The following is a 21,279-nucleotide window of genomic DNA, read 5'->3' as shown; positions in this document are numbered from 1 at the left end:
GCGGCTACGAGATCGAAGCTAAGAGCAATAATTGTTAACGTCAATAGTTGTTGCCGTCCGGTCCGTGCGGCATGCTGGGGGACTACGTCCGAACCGCCCCCGACCGGGGCCCGTTCCAGGGAGCCCGTCATCGCAGGAAAGCAGCGCACCGCAGATCCCGCCGCCGGCCCGGCCGCCATCGACGCCGAGGAGCCGTGGATGCGCGGACTGCACGCGGACACCGGCTACCTCCTGTACCGGCTGGGGCTGCGGTCGGGGCAGCTGTTCAACGCGTCCCTTCAGGAGTCGGGGCTCCGCCTGCGCCACTACGCCCTGCTGCGCTTCCTGGCCACCTCCGAGGGGGCCCTGCAAAGGGAGCTGAGTACGCGACTCGGCTACGACCCGAGCGCGATCGTCGGCCTGGTCGACGACCTCGAGAAGCTCGGGTTCGCCGAACGCCGCCCCTCGCCGGACGACCGCCGCAGCCGGATCGTGGTCCTCACCGAGCACGGCCGCGCCTTCCTCCGCGACACCGACGAGGCCGGGCTGCGCGTGACCGACGACCTGCTCGCGCCCCTCGATCCCGTCGAACGGGCAACCCTGCACACGCTCCTGCGACGGGTCGCCGAAGCCGAACTCGACTCATGACCTCCCTGTCCGCACCCGACCGTCTGCTCGCCGTGCTCGCCGCCTTCGACCACGAACACCCGGCGCTCTGCCTGACGGACATCAGCCGCCGGGCCGGACTCACCCTCACCACGGCCCACCGGCTCGTGGGCGCGCTGACCGACTGGGGCGCCCTGGAGCGGGACGAGGAGGGCGTCTACCACGTGGGGCTGCGCCTGTGGGAGGTGGCGGCGCTCGCTCCGCGCGGGCTCGCGCTGCGGCAGATCGCGCTGCCGTACCTGGAGGACCTGTACGAAGCGACGCACGAGAACGTGCAGTTGGCGGTCCGCGACGGCTCCGAGGTCGTCTACATCGAGTGGATCTCCGGGCGCTCGGCGGTCGGCGTGCGCATCCAGGTGGGCGCCCGCTGGCCGCTGCACGCCACGGGGGTGGGGCTCGCGCTGCTCGCCCACGGCGACCCGGCGTTCCAGGAGGCGTACTGCGAGGGCCCGCTCGCCTCCTTCACCGCGCACACCGTCACGGACCCGGCCCGGCTGCGCGGCCTGCTCGCCGAAGTGCGCCGCACGGGCGTGGCGGTGAGCAGCCGTCAGGTCACCGACGACGCCTTGTCGGTGGCCGCTCCGGTGCGCGGCGGGGGCGGCGGCGTCGTCGCCGCGGTCTCGGTCGTGGTGCCCCAAGTCGACGCGCAGGTACCCGCGTTGATCCCGGCGGTACGGCTGGCGGCACGCGGGATCTCCCGGGCGCTCGGGTGGCAGCCGGGGACAGCAGCGGCGGTTCAGCACTCCTAGGCCGCCGGAACACGTCGAGCGCCCGATATCCCTCTCACCGGTGAGGCTTCGCCGTGTCACGGTCGGGATACTGGGACGGCCCTTGCCCGGAGGAGCCGCATATGTCCGCCCAGTCCTGGTTCACGCCCGCCGTCTCACGGTGGCAGGCGGCCGTGTCGCCTGCCGTCGCCCGATGGCGCTCGGCCGTCTCGCGGTTGCGGACGACACATCCGTACGTCGTCGACACCGCGCTCGCCGCACTCGTGCTGTTCGCCGCCTCGCTGCAGTTCATGTTCCGGGACGAGGGCCACGACCGGCTGTCCTGGCAGGGGTTCCTGCTGGGAGCCGGCACGGCGGTACCCCTGGTGTGGCGGCGCCGGGCACCGTTCCTGAGCGCCTGTGCGGTCTCGGTGTGCACGCCCGCCGCGTCGCTCTACCACGCGCCGGCGCCCAATGTGGCGTACGGCGGCCTCGTCGTCCTCTACACGGTCGCCGCGCTGTGTCCGCCCGCGCTCCGGCGGTTCATGCTGGTGGGCTGGCTGGTCGGGGCCTCGCTCACGATGCTCGCCAAGCAGCAGACAGCACCCTTCGAGTACGCCTTCCAACTGCTGGGATTCCTCAGCGCGTACGCCCTCGGCATCCTCACCCGCGTCCAGCACGCGTACACCGCGGAGCTCGAGGACCGGGCCCGCCGCCTGGAGCGGGAGCGCGCCTTGGACACGGCGCGCGCGACCGCGCAGGAACGCGCCCGGATCGCCCGGGACATGCACGACATCCTGGCCCACGCGGTGAGCCTCATGGTTGTGCAGGCCGAGGCGGGCCCGGTGGTCGTGCGCAGCGATCCGGAGCGCGCCGAGGCGGCCTTCGACGCGATCGCGACGAGCGGGCGGGACGCGATGCGGCAGCTGCGGCGGATCCTCGGAGTCCTCAAGGAGGAGCCGGTGAACGGAACGTCGGCCCGGTTGCCGCAGCCCGGCATCGCCGCGCTCACCGAACTGGCCGGCCAGGTCACGGAGTCCACCGGTCTGCGGGTGGACCTGAGCACGACCGGAGTGTCCCGCCCCCTGCACCCGGACACCGAGGTGGCCGCCTACCGGGTGGTGCAGGAGGCGCTGACCAACACCGTGAAGCACGCGTACGCTGCCTCGGCACGGGTCGAACTCGACTGGACGGAAGACGCGTTGACGCTCACGGTGACGGACGACGGGCGGGGGCCGGTGCGTTCGCGCCCGGACGGCGGCGGATCGGCTGAGCCGGGCGGCCATGGGCTGATCGGCATCCGCGAGCGGGCCGCGGCCTGCGGAGGCAGCGCCGAGTCGGGCCGCGGCCCCGACGGCGGTTTCCGGGTCACCGTCCGCCTCCCCGCGGCCGTCGGGCGACAGGCGGCCCTCGGATGAGCATTCGCGTGGTCGTCGCCGACGACCAGGAACTGGTCCGCAGCGGCTTCAGCATGATCCTGGAGGCCCAGCGGGACATCGAGGTGGTCGCGGAGGCCGGGGACGGCCTCGAAGCCGTCGCCGCCGTACGCCGGCACGCGCCCGACGTCCTGCTGCTCGACATCCGCATGCCGCACATGGACGGGCTGGAGGCGGCCCGTCTGGTGTGCGCGGAGTCCGGCTGCAAGGTCGTCATGCTGACCACGTTCGACCTCGACGAGTACGTGTACGAGGCGCTGTACGCGGGAGCGAGCGGCTTTCTCCTCAAGGACGTTCGCCGGGACGACCTGGTGCACGCGGTCCGGGTCGTCGCGGCGGGCGACTCACTCCTGGCCCCCTCGGTGACCCGCCGCCTGGTGGCCGACATCATCCGGCGCCGCCGCGCCGAAGCGGCCCCGGAGCCGGCCCCTGCCCGGCTCGACGTCCTCACCGCCCGTGAGGAGGAGACCCTGCGGCTGCTCGCCCGCGGACTGTCCAACGCGGAGATCGCCACCGCCCTCTTCGTGAGCGAACACACCGTCAAAACCCATGTCAGCAACGTGCTGAGCAAGCTGGGGCTGCGGGACCGGGTGCAGGCGGTGATCTGCGCGTACGAGACGGGTCTGGTGACGCCGGGGGGCTCCTAGGGCCCCTCCGGCCCGGTGCGGCGGACAGGCCCCGGCTCCCTCCTCCGGGTGAGGCCGGTCCTCGTATCCGTCGTGCGAGGGAGTCCCCGAAACCGCTCCCTCCGGCGATCCGCCGGCCACCCGCCGGGCACGACGCTGTGTGGTGATGTCACCAACCGCCGGGAGGCGTACCGTGCTCGCCACGATCTCCCGGGCGGCGACCCGCCGCCCGCTCACCGTGATCCTCGTCTGGCTGCTCATGCTGCTGATCGGCTTCGGCCTCGGCACGGGCGTCTTCGGCCGGCTCGTCGACTCGGTGCCCGATGTCCCGGGCACCGAGTCGGAGCGGGCCGCCGCCTATCTCGACCGCGTCGACAAGAGCGGTGAGTCGATCACCGCCGTCGTCGCGGGCACCGCGGTCGCCGACCCCGGCCTGCGGTCCCAGGTCCAGCGCGCCGTCGCCGACGTGCGTACGGTCTCGGGCGTCGCCGACGTACCCGACCCTTACACCACACACGGCCTCACCTCCGAGGACGGCAAGGCCCTCGTCATTCCGGTGACGCTCAAGGGCGACCTGAAGTTCAAGGACAAGAAGACGGCCGTGGACACCGCGGTCGAGCGCATCCGGCGGATCGAGGCGCCCGACGTCCACGTCAGCGGCGGGCTGCTGCTCGGCCAGCAGATGAGCGGACGCGCCCAGGAGGACGTACAGCGCGCCGAGTTGATCTCGCTGCCGGTCGTGCTGGCACTGCTCCTCGTCGTCTTCGGCGGGCTGCGGGCGGCCGGGCTGCCCCTGGTGATCGCGATCAGCGGAGTCGCGGGGGCGTTCCTGGCGCTGTTCACCTTCAGTCAGTTCACCGACATCTCGGTGTACGCGATCCAGGTCACCACCATGCTGGGCCTCGGACTCGCCGTGGACTACGCCCTGTTGATGGTGGTCCGATTCCGCGAGGAACGGCGGCACACCGACGACGTCGTCGAGGCCGTGCACCGCACCGTCGCCGGCGCCGGGCGGACCGTCCTGTTCTCCGGGCTCACGGTGGCCGTCAGTCTCACCGGACTGCTGGTGTTCCCCAGCCCCTTCCTGCGCAGCATGGGTCTGGCGGTAGCCGCCGTGGTCGTCGTCGACATGCTCGCCGCGGTCACTCTGCTGCCGGCCCTGCTGGCCCGGTTCGGCGCCCGCATCGCACCGGCCGCGAAGAGCGAGAAGACCGGCACCGGGACCGCCCCGGCCGAAGGCGCCGACCCCGACTCCGACTCCGACTCCGACTCCGAAGGCCGCGTCTTCGCCCGCCTCGCCCGCTTCGCCACGCGCCGTCCCGTCGTCGTCCTCGCCACCCTCGTCCCGGCCCTGCTCGTCCTCGCGCTGCCCGCCGCCGGGATGAAGATCAGCATCGGGGACGCGAAGCAACTGCCGTCCACCACCGAGGCACGGCAGTTGTACGACACCCTGGACGCCCACTTCCCGCCCGGCACCGGGGTCTCGCCGGTGACCGTGGTGGTGCGCCCCGGCGCCGCCCCGGACACGGTGGCCAGGATCCGCGCCCTCTCGGACACGACCGACTCGCGCGCTCTCCCGGGCGGCGCCACGCTGGTGCACCTCCAGCCGACCGGCAGCGTCGACGGCAAGGCGGCGACCGATCTGGTCGAGCGGGTACGCGAGGTACGCGGAAGTGAGCCCGTCGAGGTCACCGGTGTGGCGGCCCGGCTGGTCGACTTCCGCGCGATGCTCGCCGACCGGGCGCCCTGGGCCGCGGTCACCGTACTCATCGGCATCTTCGTGCTGCTCTTCGCCTTCACCGGGTCGGTACTGATCCCGCTGCGGACCATCGCGACCACACTGCTCAGCCTCGGTGCCGCGCTCGGCGCGGTGGTCTGGGTCTTCCAGGACGGCCATCTGGCCGGTGCGCTGGGCGCCGAGGGCCTCGGCTCGCTCAGCCTGACGGCCCCGCCGCTGATCATCGCGATCGCCTTCGGACTGGCCATGGACTACGAGCTGTTCATCCTCGCCCGGATGCGTGAGAGCTGGCAGCAGACCGGCGACGCCCAGGAAGCCGTGGTGACCGGCCTGCGCCGCTCGGGCCGCGTGGTCAGCTGCGCCGCGCTGCTCCTCGCGATCGTCTTCGGGGCGTTCATGACCGGCGGCTTCTCCCCCATCCTGCAGATCGGCCTCGGGCTCACCCTGGCTGTCCTGATCGACGCGACCGTCGTCCGGATACTCCTCGTACCGGCGACGATGGCGCTGCTCGGGCGGCGCGCCTGGTGGGCACCGGGCGCCTTGCGGCGGGCGCACGACCGGTTCGGGGTGAGCGAGGAGGCGCCGAGCCGACCCCAACTGACCAGTGTCTGACCGCTGACCGAAGCAGTCCGTCACCCGCCGTCCGGCGACGGGTGACGGACTGCTTCGTGAGCTGGGCGCGGAATGCCTGGCAGCCCGGTCCCTCGCCGGTGATCTCCAGGGGTCGACCCTGGCGAACTCGATCACCTCGGACGGCGGCCGCTCCACGCTGACGGGCACGGCGACCGGTGCGTGGAACCCGAGCTTGTTCCCCTCGTCCGGCTGCTGCAAGGCGGCCGACAACAGCGACAAGGGCATGGCGCGCGCCCGCTTCGGCTCCGCGTCCGACAGCAGGCAGCCCACCGACCCGCGTCCCCGCGACGGGGCCCCGTGTCCGGCACATGATGGAACGGGACCGGGTACGCGATGCCTCGCTCAGCCGAGCCGTGATCGACGCGTACGCGACGGCCCGCTCAGCCGGGCAGCGCGGCGAGCAACCGTCGGTCCCGCGGCGCCGCCCCGCGGTCGAGGCGCGCGTCCAGCAGACGCCGGGCGGCGTCGCAACGGCCCGCCGCGACAAGGGCGTACAGCAGTGTCTCCTCGACGACCTCGCGCTGGGCCGCGCTGCCCCCGACCTTGCGGAGCACCGGCAGGAGCGCGTCGAGGCCGCGGGCCGCTTCGAAGAAGCGTTCCTCGACGAGGGCGCCGAAGGCCTCGCAGAGCGGGACGATGATCTCGCGCTGTACGGGATCGGCGCCCGCCGCGTGGTCGCGCAGCCGGCGCAGCGCCGCCAGGTCCCCGGCGGCGGCCAGGGCGACGGCCGCGTGCAGCGCGGTGAACGCGGTCGCGGGCCGCTCCACGACCTCCCGTGCCACCGTGTCGAGCACGTCCGCGACCGGCACCTGCCCGCGCCAGCTGTCGCTCAGCCGGGCCCGCCACAGCAGCGACCCCGAGTCGACCAGGGCCCGCACCCCGCTCACCCGCCCGGGCGCGAGCTGCGCGAACCACCTCTTCCGTACGGCGGCCGGGTCGTCCAGGGCGAGTTCGTGCAGCGCGATGTGCCAGGAGAAGTGCGCCCGGTGGACGGCGCCCCGGCCGTGCCCGGACACCCAGGAGTCGAGCCAGTCGCGGCCCGCCTCGTGGGCGCCGGACTCGTAGTGGACGTGCGCGAGCGCGTGCACGGCGTGCCCCGAGGCCGGTTCGGTGCCCAGCGCGCGGTGGGCCAGCTCGGCGGCCTCGTGGAAACGCCCCTGCTCCTGGCGCAGGAAGGCGAGCAGCGAGGCGGGGAACCAGTGCCCGTCGTACGCGGGCGAGGTGCGCTCGACCAGGCGCAGCGCGTAGGCGTCGTCGAGGTCGTTGATGCCGGAGAAGGCGATGGTGGGCACGGCGGCGGCGAGCGCGAGCGCGTCGGCGGGGTGCGCGGTGAGGTGCCCGAGCAGCGCCCCGTCGCCGTCGTTTCCCTGGATGCGCCGCGTGACGACCTCCACGAACGAACGCTCCCGTTCGTCGGCCCGTTCGCGCGCGGAGCGCTGCGCGTCGGCGAGGGCCCTGGGTACGTCGACGGCGGCGCCGCACTCGTGACCGAGCAGGGCGAGCGCGGCGTGCCCGAGCGCGAACCCGGGGTCGAGGGCGACCGCGCGCCCGAAGGCGTCCTCGGCTCCGGCCCGGACCTTGAGGACCCGGTCGAGCCCGGTGCGGTAGGCGGCGGCCGCCTCGGCGTGCGTGGACAGCGCGAGCCCGTGCGAGTCGAGTGGCCGGCGGCGGCGCTCGGCTTGTCGCGGCTTCCCCAGGGGTGCCAGCAACTCCTTCGCCAGCGCGGCGGCCTGGACGCGGATCTCCGGGACGGCCGTGGTCTCCCACAACTCACCGCGGCGCGGGGCGCCGAGCGTGAACAGCGGCCGTTCGGTGCTGCCTTCGGCATCGAGGAGCCGGCCGTCACGGGTCGCGACCCCCAACCCCAGGGGACCCGGCACGGCGGCACCGGTCTCGAACAGCGAGCGCCACAACGGGTCTTCGGGACGCGGGCCGGGTCCGGTGCAGTCGACGACCCAACCCGCACGTATGTCCCGCCCGTCGGAGAGCGTCACCCGCACCGAGCCGTCGTCCTCGACGGCGGCGTCGGCGACCGCTCCGGAGTGCACGCGCAGGCGCCGGGCCGTGCGGGCGCGGGTGACCGCCTCGGCCGTCGCGGGCGCCATCCGATGACGGTGCGTGTTCCACAGCGTGCCCTCGTACCTCAGGAACGCGGCCCGTTCCTCGGGGGTGAGGCTGCGCCACAGCCCTGCGGTGTGCGGGCGGAGGCTGTCGAGCGCCGGGCGCCAGTCGCCGTGGGTGCGGACGGCCCGGCCGATGTGACGGTAGACGGTTCTGCGCAGCGCGGACAGCGACGGCGGCGCGTCGAGCCCGTCGGGGGCGGCCATCGCCGCTGCGGGGCTGAGCGCGTGCGGCTGCGGCAGCAGGCCGGTGCGGGAGGCCGCGTGCACGGTCCGCCCCGGACGGTCCAGGCTCAGGGCCAGGTCCACCGCCGTGAGTCCGGTACCCACCAGCAGTACGTCGGCTGTGTCCCCGAGCGGGCCGTCCAGGGCGCCGGGCGCCCACGGGGACCGCAGGAAGCGCTCGGACGTCCGCAGCCCAGGCGGGGCCCAGTCGCCGCGCGGGGCGGCCGGTCCGGTGGCGAGGACCGCGCTGTCGGCCGTCAGAAGTCCCCCGTCGGCCAGCTGGAGCTCCACCCCGCCGCCGGGGGTGCCGGTACAGCGCTCCGCCCGCGTCCGCAGCCGGCGCACGGCGACCGTCCCGTGGGCGCGGATGATCGCCTGGGCCAGGGTGTCGGCCAGATAGGCGCCGTACCGGTAGCGGGTGGCGAAGTCGGCTCCCCTGACGGTCGGTTCGCCGTGCCGGCACAGCCAGCGGGTGAAGTGTCCCGGGTCGTCCGGGTAACAACTCATGCCGCTCGCGGGCACGTTGAGCCGGTGGCGTGGATCGGGCGTGGCGTACGCGGTGCCGCGCCCCGCCTCCGGAGCCGGGTCGACCAGGACGAGGTCGAGGGACACCCGGCGGCGCGCCGCCGTCTCGCACAGCTGGACGGCCGTGAGCGCGCCGGCGGCGCCCGCTCCGACGATGGCCACGGTGTGCCGCTTGCGGGCTGGACTCACGAAAACCTCCGGCGGGGTCTGCTGCGGGACCGGTAAGCGGAACTCCTTCTTCACTATTGCGACCGGAGAGGCGGGAAGGCCCGGCGGGAGGGGGATCTCACCGGAAACTCAGGGCACCGGTCGGCTGTTCATCATCTGTTCACAATCGGAGGCGGGCCGACAACCGTGGTTTCAGGACGTCTCTCCGGGCGTCTTCACAGGAATCTCAGGTGGAGCCCTCGGATTCAAAGCATCAATCCAGGTAAGGGGCGCAAGATGCGTCCGCAGTGGTGGTGATCGAGGAATCGAAGAAAGGCGTGCCGTGGGCGTCCCTCAGATATCGAACCGGTCCGAGCAGTCGTCGAACCGGTCCGAGCCGGCGCGGTACCGGGGCCGGTCGGCACGGAACCGGACCGAATCCCGGAGCCCGTCCGACCGGCCGGCGTGGTCGCGGCGCGGGATCCTCGCCGCGCTCGGTGCCGTACCGGCGGTCGCCCTGACGGGCTGCAGCGGATCGGCGGACGCCTCGGAGGGGTCCGGCGCCTCGGCGACGGCCGCCGCGAGCACGAAGGCGAAGGCCAGGACGGCGACGCCGACCGTCTCGGTCACCCCGGCCGACGGCACGAAGAAGGCCGATTTCACCAGCCCGGTCGAGGTCACCGTGGCGGACGGCACCCTGTCGAGTGTCAAGGTCACGGGAAACGACGGTTCCACTCTGGCGGGATCCTTCAACGACGCCCGTACGCGATGGACTTCCACCAGGAATCCGTACTCGGGCACCAAATACACGGTCACAGCGACACCGCGGGGCGCCGGCGCGCAGACCACGAGCTTCGTCACGAAGTCCCCCGGCGAGACCTTCGTGGGCTATTTCACTCCGGAGGCGAATTCGACCTCCGGTGTCGGCATGCCCGTGTCCCTCAACTTCACCCGGGCCGTCAAGGACCGGGCCGCCGTGGAGAAGGCGATCACGGTGACGGCCGAGCCCGCGGTCGAGGTGGTCGGCCACTGGTTCAGTGACACCCGGCTCGACTTCCGGCCCGAGGAGTACTGGGCCGCGGGCACGAAGGTCACGCTGAGTCTGCGCCTCAAGGACGTCGAGGGCACGGACGGCGTGTACGGCACGCAGTCCAAGGACGTCACCTTCCACATCGGCCGCCGCCAGGTCAGCACGGTCGACCTGGCGAAGAAGACGATGACCGTCGAGCGCGACGGCTCCACCCTCGCCACCTACCCCGTGAGCGGCGGCGACGCCGACCACACCACCTGGTCCGGGATCATGGTCGTCAGCGAGCGGTTCAAGCAGACCCGGATGGAGTCCTCGACGGTCGGTCTCGGCGACGAGTACGACATCCCGGACGTCCCGCACGCCCAGCGCCTGACCACCTCCGGCACCTTCATCCACGGCAACTACTGGGCCTCGACCTCGGTGTTCGGCTCCAGCAACACCAGCCACGGCTGCATCGGCCTGCACGACGCCAAGGGAGCCGACGACAGCTCCGTGCCGGGCTACAAGTTCTACGCGAGCTCGATGCTCGGTGACGTGGTGATCGTCAAGAACTCGGGCGAGCGGACCGTGGACCCGGCCAACGGGCTCAACGGGTGGAATCTGTCCTGGGCGGACTGGAAAGCGGGCAGCGCTCTGTAACGGTTTCCCGAAGGGGGCGGGTACCGGCGGATCGCCGTGACCCGCCCCCTTCGCATGCACACCCCCTTCTTTCACGGCGTGAACTCCCGTGCGCCCAAAAGACTTTCTCGACTTCACCTCTTGACGGCCGGAGTGACGGAGAGCACATTGTCGGCGCAGCAGTTCTGAGAGCGCTCTCAAAGGCCACGGGAGCGCTCCCCTCCACACCACCCGCGCGCTCCACTCCGTACCCGAAGAGGCATCCATGAGTGAAACGGCCGGCACACCTGTCAGACGCGGTTCCCTACGGCGCGTCCTCATCGCCGTGTTCAGCACCCTCGGTCTCGCGGCCGCCGCAGCAACAGCAGCCACCTTGCCCGCCAACGCGTCCGCCCCCACTCCCCCGTCCGGCTGGTCCCAGGTCTTCCTCGACGACTTCAACGGGGCCGCCGGATCGGGCGTCAACACCGCCAACTGGCAGTACACGACCGGCACGAGCTATCCCGGCGGGCCCGCCGGCTTCGGTACCGGCGAGGTCGAGACCATGACCTCCAGCACCAACAACGTCTCGCTCGACGGCGCCGGAAACCTCCGGATCACCCCACGGCGCGACGCCGCGGGCAACTGGACGTCGGGCCGTATCGAGACGAATCGATCCGACTTCCAGCCGCCCGCCGGCGGCAAACTGCGGGTCGAGGCCCGGCTCCAGATGCCGAACGTGACCGGTGCCGCCGCCAAGGGCTACTGGCCCGCCTTCTGGATGCTGGGCGCGCCCTACCGCGGCAACTGGTGGAACTGGCCCGGCATCGGCGAACTGGACATCATGGAGAACGTCCAGGGCATCAACAACGAGTGGGCCACGATGCACTGCGGCACCAGCCCGGGCGGCCCGTGCAACGAGAAGTCCGGCATCGGCGGCCAGCAGGTCTGTGCGGGCACGACCTGCCAGGGCGGCTTCCACACCTACGCCGTGGAGTGGGACAAGTCGACGAGTCCCGAGGAGATGCGCTTCTACCTGGACGGCGTCAACTTCCATACGGTCAGGCAGAATCAGGTCGACGCGACGACCTGGACCAATGCCACCAACCACGGCTACTTCATCATCCTGAACGTCGCGATGGGCGGCGAGTTCCCGGCGGCCTTCGGCGGCGGCCCCGACGGCGGCACGGATCCGGGCCACCCGCTCGTGGTCGACTACGTCCAGGTGCTGCAGTCGACCGGCGGTGGCGGAACGACCCCGCCGCCCACGACCCCGCCGCCCTCCGGCAACCGTGACGCGTACAGCGCGATCCAGGCCGAGTCGTACGACGGCCAGGCGGGCGTCGGCACCGAGACCACCACCGACACCGGAGGCGGCCAGGACATCAACACCCTCGCCAACGGCGACTACGCGCTCTACAAGGGCGTCAACTTCGGCTCCACGGCGGCCAAGCAGTTCTACGGCCGGGTCGCGAGCGGTGCGGCGGGCGGTGTCAGCGGACTGGTCGAGGTGCGCCTCGACAGCCGTACGAGCGCACCGATCGGCAGCTTCGCGGTGGCCGACACCGGTGGCTGGCAGTCGTGGCGGACGGTGCCCGCGAACATCAGCTCCGTCACCGGCACCCACGACGTCTATCTGACCTTCAGCAGCGGTCAGCCGGCGGACTTCGTGAACGTCAACTGGTTCGACTTCGGCCACTGACAAGGGAGTCGACTGATGTTCACACACTCCCCGGTCAGGTCCGGAGCGCCACGCCCCAAGGTCGGGCGGCTGGTGACGGCCGTCCTGGCCGCCCTCATCACGGTGCTGGCGCTCGGCCTGGCCGGGGCGGCGCCCGCGAAGGCCGCCGCCGACTACACCCAGGGGGTCGACGCCACCGGCTCCGGTTCGGTCCGGATCTGGTTCAAGCCGACCACCTCCGCGTCCCTGGTCGATGTGCACTACCAGTCCCCCGGCTCGGGTCAGCAGAACTTCCGGATGACGAACAACGCCGGAGTCTGGGAGCAGAACGTCGGCGGCCTGCCGAGCGGCTTCACCCTGGAGTACTGGTTCACGTACGAGAAGAGCGGTCCGCTCTACGACACCGGGCACTTCACCTACGTCGTCGGCACCGGCGGAGGAGGTGGTGGTGGCGGCGGGGGCGGCACCGGCAGCTTCCCGATCACCTTCCAGAACAACACCCGCGGCACGTACACCGATGCACAGATCTATGTCACCGTGCTCGGTCAGGTGACGCCCGGTCAGTGGTCGTACATGAAGGCCGACGGGACCATGGCCCACATCAACCACCTGGACGCGAGCGCGCCCGGACACCTCACCAAGAACGGCGTGACCTACCCGAACATGTCGTTCACGCTCGCCCGGTCGGGCGGCTCGGTCCCCTCCCCCACGTCGATCCGGGGCGGCCGGATCTACGTCTCCCTCGGCTCGCCCCTGTACATCCCGGTCTCCCCGGACGACCAAGGCTGGGGCGGCCCCGACCTGCGCAACCCGAACGACCCCAACAGCGACGTCTACTACGACTGGTACGAGTACACATACGTCTTCGGGCAGGTGGCGTTCGGCGGCAACACCACCCAGGTCGACCAGTTCGGCTTCCCGATGACCTCGCGGCTCACGCAGTCGTCGAGTGGCTACGACACCACGCGCGGCATCACGCTGACCCGCGCCCAGGTGATGTCGCAGTACGCCGCCTCGGTGGGCGCGGCCTTCAGGCCGCTGCAGAACACGTACCGGATCGTCGCCCCGCGCTCCTCGAACCTCTTCCTCGCGGGAGGCTCACAGGCCGGCTACCTCCAGTCGTACGTCGACCAGACCTGGTCCTACTACTCCACCCACCCCTTCAAGCTGACCCGGCTCGGTGAGACCTTCACCGGCCAGGTCTCCGGGAGCACCCTCACCTTCACCAAGAACGGTGCCGGCCCCTACACGCTCCAGAAACCGTCCTCCCCGGACGTCGTGGCCTGCGCGGGCGCGCTGGCTTCGGGCAGCGATCCGGAGAAGCAGCTCGGCGCGGAGTTCTGCGCCGCGTTCAACCGGGGCGTGGCGCTCGACACCTCGGCCTGGTACACCCCGTCCGCCTACTACACCGGAGGCGTCAAGAACGACTACGCCGCTTTCCTGCACACCGTCGGCCTCGACAAGCGTGCCTATGCCTTCCCCTACGACGACATCAACGACCAGTCGTCGGTGCAGATCCTGGGCAACGCGAACCCGCCGACCGGGCTGACGCTCGGCATCGGCTGGTGATGAAGAAGTAGTGAGCAGAACTAGTAAGCAGAAGTAGTAAGCAGTTGAGGGAAGGGGGTGGGCCTTGCGGTCCGCCCCCTTTCAGCGCAGTTCCGCGCGGAACGCCACCGGCGTCGTACCCGTGTGCTGGTGGAAGAACTTGGAGAAGTTGGCTGAGTCGGGGAAGCCGACGGCGACGCCGACGCGGCCGATGGGCAGTTCCGTGTGGGCGAGGAGGCGCTTGGCCTCCAGAACGACCCGCTTGTCGATGAAGCCCTTCGGGGTCTCGCCGGTGGCCGCGCGCACCGCGCGGACCAGGGTGCGGCGGGAGTAGCCGAGCGCGTCGGCGTACGCGCTGACGCTGTGGTTGGTGGCGAAGTCCTTCTCCACCGCGTCCCGGAAGCGGGTGAACGTGGTGTCGGTCGGCCGGCGGGCCGCCTCGGCGGAGCTCGCCGCGAGATGGGCGAGGCGCAGCAGGAACGCGGTCAGGGAGTGCCGCAGCACCGCCGTGTGCAGACTGAGCGGCAGCGTGGTCGTGTCGTTGTACTCGCGCTCCAGCTGGGCGAGGGAGTGTTCGAGCGCGGCCAGCTGGTCCCCGCCCGGGTGCAGCAGCGGGGGCTGGTCGTAGCGGTAGAGGCCGGTCGCCTCGACGGTCGCCCGTGGCAGGAAGCCGGGCTGCATGGTCAGGGCGGTGCCGCGGTAGCGGTCGGTGCCCGAGAAGCGGTGCACCTGACCGGGGCGGATCCACAGGATGTCCCCCGCGGAGACCTCGTACTCGGCGAAGTCGACCATGTGCGTGACGGGGCCCGCGTGGAAGAACATCACGACGTGGAAGTCGATCCGGTGCACGCGCTCCAGGGGCGCCTCCGCGTGCCAGACGCGGCCGGTGCCCATCGGGCCGACCTGCATGCCGACGCCGGAGAGGCTCAGGTCGACAGGGAAGGGAAAGGTTCTGATCCCGTCGCCCTCTTGGGCGGCTCGGGTGGTTCTGTCTGCCATGTCCCTCTCGCGGCGGCTCGGCCCTGCTGTCGATGTCCCACTTTCACCGAAGGCTGACACACGGGCACCTTCCCCAGCAAAAGTCAGACTTTTAGTTTTGAAGGCGTACCGACAGTGATGGCCCCTCTCGTGAGGACTTCTTGAAGATGAGCACGCACAGCCCCGACAGTTTCGAGTGGACCGACCTGGACCGGCGTGCCGTCGACACGGCCCGTCTGCTCGCGGCCGATGCCGTGCAGCAGGTCGGAAACGGTCACCCGGGCACCGCGATGAGCCTGGCCCCGGCCGCGTACACGATCTTTCAGAAGGTGATGCGTCACGATCCCGCCGATCCGGAGTGGACCGGCCGCGACCGCTTCGTCCTCTCCCCCGGCCACACCTCGCTGACTCTTTACACCCAGCTCTTCCTGTCGGGCTACGAGCTCGGACTGGACGACCTGAAGGCGTTCCGCACGCACGGTTCGAAGACGCCCGGTCACCCCGAGTACGGGCACACGGCGGGCGTCGAGACGACCACGGGCCCGCTCGGCCAGGGTGTCGCCAACGCCGTGGGCATGGCGATGGCCGCCCGCTACGAGCGCGGCCTCTTCGACCCCGAGGCCCCCGAGGGCGAGTCCCCCTTCGACCACACCATCTGGGCGATCGTCTCGGACGGCGACCTGGAGGAGGGCATCTCCGCGGAGGCCTCCTCCCTCGCCGGCCACCAGAAGCTGGGCAACCTCGTCTTCGTCTACGACGACAACCACATCTCCATCGAGGGCGACACGGCGACCGCGTTCTCCGAGGACGTCCTGAAGCGGTACGAGGCGTACGGCTGGCACGTGCAGCGGATCGAGCCCGCGCTGGGCGGCGACATCGACGTCCACGCCCTCCACACCGCCCTCAGGACGGCCCAGGCCGAGACCGGGCGCCCCTCCATCATCGCGATGCGCACGATCATCGCCTGGCCCGCACCGAACGCGCAGAACACCGAGGCCTCCCACGGCTCCGCGCTGGGCGCCGAGGAGATCGCCGCCACCAAGCGCATCCTCGGCTTCGACCCGGAGCAGACCTTCCAGGTCGACACCGAGGTGCTGGACCACGCCCGCCAGGCCCTCGACCGGGGCGCCGAGGCGCACGCCGCCTGGGACAAGCAGCTCGCCGAGTGGCGCACCGCACAGCCCGAGCGCGCGAAGCTCTTCGACCGTGTCGTGGCCGGCCGACTGCCCGAGGGCTGGGAGGCCGCGCTGCCGGTGTTCGAGGCGGGCACGTCCGTCGCCACCCGTGCCGCCTCCGGCAAGGTCCTCCAAGCGCTCGGCGGCGTGCTCCCCGAGCTGTGGGGCGGCTCCGCCGACCTCGCCGGCTCGAACAACACCACCATCGACAAGGCCTCGTCCTTCCTGCCGAAGGGCAACCCGCTCCCGGAGGCCGACCCCTACGGCCGCACCGTCCACTTCGGCATCCGCGAGCACTCGATGGCCGCCGAGATGAACGGCATCGCGCTGCACGGCAACACCCGCATCTACGGCGGCACCTTCCTGGTGTTCTCCGACTACATGCGCAACGCCGTACGCCTGTCGGCCCTCATGCAGCTCCCGGTGACGTACGTCTGGACCCACGACTCCATCGGCCTCGGCGAGGACGGCCCCACCCACCAGCCGGTCGAGCACCTCGCCTCGCTGCGCGCCATCCCCGGCCTGAACATCGTCCGCCCGGCCGACGCCAACGAGACCGCGATCGCCTGGGCCGAGATCCTCAAGCGGCACGCCACGAACCCGGCCCCGCACGGCCTGGCGCTCACCCGTCAGGGCGTGCCCACGTACGAGGCCAACCCCGAGGCGGCGAAGGGCGGTTACGTCCTGCGCGACTCCTCGTCCGAGACCCCCGACGTGGTCCTCATCGCCACCGGCTCCGAGGTACAGCTCGCCGTCGCCGCGCGCGAGCTGCTCGAAGCCGAGGGCGTCGGGACGCGGGTCGTGTCGATGCCGTCCGTGGAGTGGTTCGAGGAGCAGTCGCCGGAGTACCGCGCGAGCGTCCTTCCGCCGTCCGTGAAGGCCCGCGTCGCGGTCGAGGCGGGCATCGGCCTGACCTGGTACCGGTACGTCGGTGACGCGGGACGCGTCGTGTCCCTGGAGCACTTCGGCGCCTCCGCCGACGCCAAGACCCTGTTCGCCGAGTTCGGCTTCACCGCCGAGAACGTCGCCGCCGCCGCGCGGGAATCTCTTACCGCAGCCCGCGGTTGATCCGATCGCACCAAGGAAGATGATCACTGTGACCGAAGCAACCGCGACCGCGGTAACCCTGAAGCGCCTCTCCGACGAGGGCGTCTCCATCTGGCTGGACGACCTGTCGCGCAAGCGGATCGCCTCCGGCAACCTCGCCGAACTCATCGAGCACAAGCACGTGGTGGGCGTCACCACCAACCCCTCCATCTTCCAGGCCGCCATCGGCTCGGGCGAGGGGTACGAGGAGCAGCTGGCCGACCTCGCCGTGCGCGGCGTGACGGTGGACGAGGCCGTCCGCATGATGACGACGGCCGACGTGCGCGCCGCCGCCGACATCCTGCGCCCGGTGCACGACGCGACCGGCGGTCGTGACGGCCGGGTCTCCATCGAGGTCGACCCGCGTCTGGCCCACCACACCGCCGCGACGATCGCCGAGGCCAAGCAGCTCGCCTGGCTGGTCGACCGCCCGAACGTGATGATCAAGATCCCGGCGACGAAGGCAGGTCTCCCGGCGATCACCGAGGTCATCGGCCTCGGCATCAGCGTCAACGTCACGCTGATCTTCTCGCTGGAGCGCTACCGCGAGGTGATGGACGCCTACCTGGCGGGCCTGGAGAAGGCGCGGGCGGCGGGCATCGACCTGTCCACCATCCACTCCGTGGCCTCCTTCTTCGTCTCCCGCGTCGACAGCGAGATCGACAAGCGGCTGGCGAAGGCCGGCACGGACGAGGCCCTCGCCCTCAAGGGCAGGGCGGCGCTCGCCAACGCCCGGCTCGCCTACGAGGCGTACGAGGACGTCTTCGGGGGTGCGCGCTGGACCGCCCTCGCCCCCTCCGGCGCCCACAAGCAGCGCCCCCTGTGGGCCTCGACGGGCGTCAAGGACCCGGCGTACAAGGACACTCTGTACGTCGACGAGCTGGTCGCGCCTGGGACGGTCAACACCATGCCGGAGGCGACCCTGAACGCCACCGCCGACCACGGTGACCTCCACGGCGACGCGGTGACCGGCGGCTACGAGCAGGCCCGCGCCGACCTGGCCGCCGTCGAGGCGCTCGGGATCTCGTACGACGAGGTCGTGAAGCAGCTGGAGGACGAGGGCGTCTCGAAGTTCGAGGCCGCCTGGCAGGAGCTGCTGGAGGCCGTCACGGCCTCGCTCGGCAGCAAGGGAGTTGAGGGGGAATGACCGAGCGTGAGGCGATTCCCCACAGCGCCGCGCAGGATGCGGCCACCGCGACGCAGGGACCTGGTGACACGCCCGTGGAACCGGCCGTGGTGACGACGGGATCCGGCGGCGCTAGCACCGAACCGGCCGACGCGACGGGATCCGGCGACGCGAGCACCGAACCAGCCGACACGATGACGGGATCCGGCGACGCGAACACCGAACCGGCCGACGCGACGACGGGATCCGGCGACGCGAACACCGAACCGGCCGACGCGACCTCGCGGCAGGGTGAGCTGACGGCGCGGGCCCTCGCCGAGGCGCTCGGCGTCCCTGCCGCCGACTGGGACAACCCCCTGCGCGACCCGCGCGACCGTCGTCTCCCCCGTATCGCGGGCCCCTCCGGCCTCGTCATCTTCGGCGTCACCGGCGACCTGTCCCGCAAGAAGCTGATGCCGGCCGTGTACGACCTCGCCAACCGGGGCCTGCTTCCGCCGGGCTTCTCGCTCCTGGGGTTCGCCCGCCGTGAGTGGGAGGACCAGGACTTCGCGCAGGTCGTCCACGACTCGGTGCGCGAGCACGCCCGTACGGAGTTCCGCGAGGAGGTCTGGCAGCAGCTCGCCGAGGGCATGCGGTTCATCCCGGGTGACTTCGACGACGACACGGCGTTCAAGCAACTGCGCGCGGCGGTCGAGGAGCTGGACTCCTCCCGGGGCACCAGCGGCAACTACGCCTTCTATCTCTCCGTACCGCCGAAGTTCTTCCCGAAGGTCGTCCAGCAGCTCAAGAAGCACGGACTGGCGGACGCGCCGGAGGGCTCCTGGCGCCGCGCGGTCATCGAGAAGCCGTTCGGCCACGACCTGGTGAGTGCGCGTGAACTGAACGCGATCGTGCACGAGGTGTTCGACCCGGACCAGGTGTTCCGCATCGACCACTACCTCGGCAAGGAGACCGTCCAGAACATCCTGGCGCTCCGCTTCGCCAACCAGATGTACGAGCCCGTCTGGAACCGGTCGTACGTCGACCACGTCCAGATCACGATGGCCGAGGACATCGGCATCGGTGGCCGCGCGGGCTACTACGACGGCATCGGGTCCGCCCGGGATGTGATCCAGAATCACCTCCTCCAGCTGATGGCGCTGACCGCCATGGAGGAGCCGGCCTCGTTCGACGCCGAGTCGCTGCTCACCGAGAAGCTCAAGGTCCTCAGGGCCGTGAAGCTGCCGGAGAACCTGGGCGAGCACACCGTGCGCGGCCAGTACGCCGCGAGCTGGCAGGGCGGCGAGAAGGTGCGCGGCTACCTCCAGGAGGACGGCATCGACCCCGCGTCGACGACCGACACCTACGCGGCCGTCAAACTCCAGGTCGACAACCGCCGCTGGGCGGGCGTCCCCTTCTACCTGCGCACCGGCAAGCGCCTGGGCCGCCGGGTGACCGAGATCGCGGTCGTCTTCCAGCGCGCGCCCCACTCGCCCTTCGACTCCACGGCCACCGAGGAACTCGGCGCGAACGCGATCGTCATCCGCGTCCAGCCGGACGAGGGCATGACGGTGCGCTTCGGATCGAAGGTGCCGGGTACGTCGATGGAGATCCGGGACGTCACGATGGACTTCGCGTACGGCGAGTCGTTCACCGAGTCCAGCCCGGAGGCGTACGAACGGCTGATCCTGGATGTCCTGCTCGGCGACGCCAATCTCTTCCCCCGGCACCAAGAGGTGGAAGAGTCGTGGAAGATCCTCGACCCGATCGAGGGGTACTGGGACACGCACGGCAAGCCCGCGCAGTACCCCTCGGGCAGTTGGGGCCCGAAGGAAGCCGACGAGATGCTCGCACGAGACGGACGGAGCTGGCGCAGGCCATGAAGATCGACCTGACCGACACCACGGCAAGCAAGATCAACAAAGCGCTCGTGCAGGGGCGCCGGGCCATCGGCACCCCCGCCGTGGGCATGGTCCTGACGATGGTCATCGTCACCGACGAGGAGAACGCGTACGACTCGATCAAGGCGGCCGAGGAGGCCTCCCGCGAGCACCCCTCGCGCACCCTGGTCGTCATCAGGCGGGTCGCTCGCACCCCGCGCGACCGCACCAACTCCCGGCTGGACGCCGAGGTACGCGTCGGCTCGGACGCGGGCACCGGCGAGACGGTCGTGCTGCGGACGTACGGCGAGGTGTCCGACCACGCCGACTCCGTGGTGCTGCCGCTGCTGCTGCCGGACGCCCCGGTCGTCGTCTGGTGGCCGGTGGACGCGCCCGACGTCCCGGTCAAGGACCCGCTGGGCGCCCTCGCGCAGCGCCGGATCACCGACATGTACGCGGTCGAGGCCCCGCTCGTCGCCCTGGAGGCCCGCGCCGCCTCCTACGCGCCAGGTGACACCGACCTGGCGTGGACGCGGCTGACACCGTGGCGCTCGATGCTGGCCGCCGCGCTCGACCAGGCCCGTACGAAGGTGATCTCGGCGGCCGTCGAGAGCGAGGCCGACAACCCGAGCGCCGAACTGCTGGCGCGCTGGCTGGAGGCCCGCCTCCAGGTCCCCGTCGAGCGGGTCGTCACTGAGGGGCCGGTCGTGACCGCCGTACGGCTCGGCACCGAGAACGGCGAGATCGTGATCGACCGTCCCGAGGGCCCGCTGGCCACGCTGTCCCTGCCCGGCCAGCCGCCCCGCACGCTCGCGCTGAAGGTGCGCTCCACCTCCGAGCTGATCGCGGAGGAGCTGCGCCGCCTCGACGCGGACGAGATGTACGCCGTCGCCCTGCGCGGCGAGGGCACCGAGGAGACCCCCAGCCATGGCTGACTCCCCCAAGCTCACGCGGCGCCCGGAGTGGGTGGCCCTGGAGGACCACCGCGCGGACGCGCTGCTGCGCCCGCAGCTGCGTGAGCTGTTCGCCGCCGACCCGTCGCGCGCGGAGCGCTACGTCGTCCGGGTCGGCGATCTGCGGATCGACTACTCCAAGCATCTGATCACCGACGAGACCCTCGCCCTCCTCCAGGAACTGGCTGCCGCGACCGACGTGTTCGGCCTGCGTGACGCGATGTTCCGTGCCGAGAAGATCAACGTCACCGAGGGCCGTGCGGTGCTGCACACCGCGCTGCGCGCTCCGCGGGACGCGGTGATCGAGGTCGACGGGGAGAACGTCGTCCCTGCGGTGCACGCCGTGCTCGACAAGATGGCCGACTTCGCCGGCCGGGTCCGCTCGGGTGAGTGGACCGGCCACACCGGCAAGCGCATCAGGAACATCGTGAACATCGGCATCGG

At 71.3% G+C, this 21,279-nt stretch carries 14 protein-coding genes and 1 pseudogene; 13 read left to right on the top strand and 2 right to left on the bottom strand.

The annotated features are described in order from the left end of the window. Positions 1–198: 198 nt before the first annotated feature. The 5 genes from ACFVXA_RS23095 to ACFVXA_RS23075 all read left to right on the top strand — a co-directional run bounded on the left by ACFVXA_RS23095 (position 199) and on the right by ACFVXA_RS23075 (position 5,764). Positions 199–627: a MarR family transcriptional regulator gene (locus tag ACFVXA_RS23095; protein WP_362019874.1), complete on the top strand. Its 429-nt coding sequence runs from the start codon at positions 199–201 to the stop codon at positions 625–627. Further along, positions 624–1,394 (top strand): IclR family transcriptional regulator, encoded by a 771-nt coding sequence (locus ACFVXA_RS23090; protein WP_362019871.1) that lies wholly within the window; start codon positions 624–626, stop codon positions 1,392–1,394. Before ACFVXA_RS23095 ends, ACFVXA_RS23090 begins: the two co-directional genes overlap by 4 nt. Positions 1,395–1,495: 101 nt before the next feature. Then, positions 1,496–2,770 (top strand): sensor histidine kinase, encoded by a 1,275-nt coding sequence (locus ACFVXA_RS23085; protein ID WP_384399334.1) that lies wholly within the window; start codon positions 1,496–1,498, stop codon positions 2,768–2,770. Then, a complete protein-coding gene (locus ACFVXA_RS23080; protein ID WP_362019865.1) occupies positions 2,767–3,435 on the top strand; it encodes a response regulator transcription factor in 669 nt (222 codons plus the stop codon). Before ACFVXA_RS23085 ends, ACFVXA_RS23080 begins: the two co-directional genes overlap by 4 nt. A 172-nt stretch (positions 3,436–3,607) precedes the next feature. Next, the gene (locus ACFVXA_RS23075; RefSeq protein WP_390026294.1) at positions 3,608–5,764 is read left to right on the top strand and encodes an MMPL family transporter; all 2,157 of its coding nucleotides are present in this window, start codon (positions 3,608–3,610) and stop codon (positions 5,762–5,764) included. A 401-nt stretch (positions 5,765–6,165) separates the two neighbouring features. Here ACFVXA_RS23075 and ACFVXA_RS23070 read toward each other — a convergent pair whose 3' ends face one another. Next, positions 6,166–8,844, bottom strand: coding sequence for an FAD/NAD(P)-binding protein (locus tag ACFVXA_RS23070; protein WP_390026292.1), 2,679 nt, complete (start codon positions 8,842–8,844; stop codon positions 6,166–6,168). 301 nt (positions 8,845–9,145) lie between these two features. On the opposite strand from ACFVXA_RS23070, the gene ACFVXA_RS23065 reads away from it, so the two are divergent. The 3 genes from ACFVXA_RS23065 to ACFVXA_RS23055 all read left to right on the top strand — a co-directional run bounded on the left by ACFVXA_RS23065 (position 9,146) and on the right by ACFVXA_RS23055 (position 13,679). Further along, complete coding sequence (locus ACFVXA_RS23065) at positions 9,146–10,471, top strand: Ig-like domain-containing protein (RefSeq protein WP_390026290.1); 1,326 nt, start codon at positions 9,146–9,148, stop codon at positions 10,469–10,471. 244 nt (positions 10,472–10,715) lie between these two features. Then, the gene (locus tag ACFVXA_RS23060; RefSeq protein WP_390026287.1) at positions 10,716–12,131 is read left to right on the top strand and encodes a glycoside hydrolase family 16 protein; all 1,416 of its coding nucleotides are present in this window, start codon (positions 10,716–10,718) and stop codon (positions 12,129–12,131) included. A gap of 15 nt (positions 12,132–12,146) precedes the next feature. Next, on the top strand, positions 12,147–13,679 hold the full coding sequence (locus ACFVXA_RS23055; protein WP_390026285.1) for a glycoside hydrolase family 64 protein: 1,533 nt from the start codon (positions 12,147–12,149) through the stop codon (positions 13,677–13,679). 81 nt (positions 13,680–13,760) lie between these two features. Here ACFVXA_RS23055 and ACFVXA_RS23050 read toward each other — a convergent pair whose 3' ends face one another. Then, entirely contained in the window at positions 13,761–14,657 is an 897-nt protein-coding gene (locus tag ACFVXA_RS23050) for an AraC family transcriptional regulator (protein WP_362019851.1), read from the bottom strand. A 146-nt stretch (positions 14,658–14,803) separates the two neighbouring features. Here ACFVXA_RS23050 and tkt point away from each other — a divergent pair, with 146 nt between their 5' ends. From tkt to ACFVXA_RS23025, 5 genes and pseudogenes are all read left to right on the top strand, one after another. After that, positions 14,804–16,879 carry a transketolase gene (gene tkt, locus ACFVXA_RS23045; protein WP_390026282.1) on the top strand — a complete coding sequence of 692 codons (2,076 nt, stop codon included), beginning with the start codon at positions 14,804–14,806 and terminating at the stop codon, positions 16,877–16,879. A gap of 19 nt (positions 16,880–16,898) precedes the next feature. After that, entirely contained in the window at positions 16,899–18,044 is a 1,146-nt protein-coding gene (tal, locus tag ACFVXA_RS23040; RefSeq protein WP_383738709.1) for a transaldolase, read from the top strand. A 173-nt stretch (positions 18,045–18,217) separates the two neighbouring features. After that, a complete protein-coding gene (gene zwf, locus ACFVXA_RS23035; RefSeq protein WP_390026432.1) occupies positions 18,218–19,885 on the top strand; it encodes a glucose-6-phosphate dehydrogenase in 1,668 nt (555 codons plus the stop codon). Beyond that, positions 19,882–20,817, top strand: coding sequence for a glucose-6-phosphate dehydrogenase assembly protein OpcA (gene opcA / locus ACFVXA_RS23030; RefSeq protein WP_384022645.1), 936 nt, complete (start codon positions 19,882–19,884; stop codon positions 20,815–20,817). Before zwf ends, opcA begins: the two co-directional genes overlap by 4 nt. Next, positions 20,810–21,279: pseudogene (locus ACFVXA_RS23025) on the top strand (glucose-6-phosphate isomerase); the annotation flags it as partial. The gene opcA and the pseudogene ACFVXA_RS23025, both read left to right, overlap by 8 nt.

Source organism: Streptomyces sp. NPDC058246 (assembly GCF_042881985.1).
GTDB lineage: Bacteria > Actinomycetota > Actinomycetes > Streptomycetales > Streptomycetaceae > Streptomyces.
The sequence above is the reverse complement of the archived record's forward strand: the minus strand, read 5'-3'. Positions and strand labels throughout refer to the sequence as shown.

Coding starts and splice junctions, on each gene's coding strand:
- ACFVXA_RS23095 (WP_362019874.1), top strand. CDS start 199: ATGCGCGGACTGCACGCGGACACCGGCTACCTCCTGTACCGGCTGGGG.
- ACFVXA_RS23090 (WP_362019871.1), top strand. CDS start 624: ATGACCTCCCTGTCCGCACCCGACCGTCTGCTCGCCGTGCTCGCCGCC.
- ACFVXA_RS23085 (WP_384399334.1), top strand. CDS start 1,496: ATGTCCGCCCAGTCCTGGTTCACGCCCGCCGTCTCACGGTGGCAGGCG.
- ACFVXA_RS23080 (WP_362019865.1), top strand. CDS start 2,767: ATGAGCATTCGCGTGGTCGTCGCCGACGACCAGGAACTGGTCCGCAGC.
- ACFVXA_RS23060 (WP_390026287.1), top strand. CDS start 10,716: ATGAGTGAAACGGCCGGCACACCTGTCAGACGCGGTTCCCTACGGCGC.
- ACFVXA_RS23055 (WP_390026285.1), top strand. CDS start 12,147: ATGTTCACACACTCCCCGGTCAGGTCCGGAGCGCCACGCCCCAAGGTC.
- ACFVXA_RS23050 (WP_362019851.1), bottom strand. CDS start 14,657: ATGGCAGACAGAACCACCCGAGCCGCCCAAGAGGGCGACGGGATCAGA.
- tkt (WP_390026282.1), top strand. CDS start 14,804: ATGAGCACGCACAGCCCCGACAGTTTCGAGTGGACCGACCTGGACCGG.
- tal (WP_383738709.1), top strand. CDS start 16,899: ATGATCACTGTGACCGAAGCAACCGCGACCGCGGTAACCCTGAAGCGC.
- zwf (WP_390026432.1), top strand. CDS start 18,218: ATGACGGGATCCGGCGACGCGAACACCGAACCGGCCGACGCGACGACG.
- opcA (WP_384022645.1), top strand. CDS start 19,882: ATGAAGATCGACCTGACCGACACCACGGCAAGCAAGATCAACAAAGCG.